The 636-nt window shown below is 45.0% G+C and carries 2 protein-coding genes; both read left to right on the top strand.

From position 1 onward, the window contains the following. A partial coding sequence (locus CI603_RS09040; RefSeq protein WP_220702269.1) for a hypothetical protein occupies positions 1-406 on the top strand: 406 nt, incomplete at its 5' end. 47 nt (positions 407-453) lie between these two features. After that, a partial coding sequence (locus tag CI603_RS07720) for a hypothetical protein (RefSeq protein WP_147438296.1) occupies positions 454-636 on the top strand: 183 nt, incomplete at its 3' end.

The raw sequence follows: 636 nt of genomic DNA, 5'->3' as shown, positions 1-636 counted from the left end.
CTTTCAGGTGCTTTTCATTAATGAATGCTCGCGCCTTTTCGCCAATCCGCACATGCCCAAGAACGATCAGACCTACTTGGATGACATAAAACGCTATTTGCAAACAATCGCAAAGAAGGGGGCGAAAGCAGGCATTTGTGTAATCATTCTGACTCAAAAACCATCTGTCAAGGCTCTTCCTGACACCCTCACCCAGGCCTGCAATCTGCGTGTTTGTTTTCGTGTGACAAAAGCTGAGACCAGGCAGTTGATACTGGGATCAGACCTGCAAAACAAGATCAGTTTTGACCCCAATCCTCGACGCGACATAGGCATGGCCTATCTAAGACGCGGTCGCCAGAAGCCGATAAAGCTCCAATTTCTTCGGGCCAGGCCCAAAATTATGGATTCGGCTTATCCCTACTAGCTATGACAAATTGATGGAACTGGTATTCCGAAAAGGATTATGGCGTCATGGAAGATTTATTTTATTTTATTGTGTTCGCTATTGCGATAGCACTCTTTGTTGCCGCGTTGCCTTTTTTGGCCATGGCTTTGGCCATAGTTTATTTTGCTGCCTCCATATTTGGCGTTTTCAAAAGCTTCAATGGATATTACTCAGCTTTGATTGCAGTATACGGGAAGAAGATAGGCATT

This window comes from Bifidobacterium sp. wkB338, assembly GCF_003688325.1.
GTDB lineage: Bacteria > Actinomycetota > Actinomycetes > Actinomycetales > Bifidobacteriaceae > Bombiscardovia > Bombiscardovia polysaccharolytica.
The sequence above is the reverse complement of the archived record's forward strand: the minus strand, read 5'-3'. Positions and strand labels throughout refer to the sequence as shown.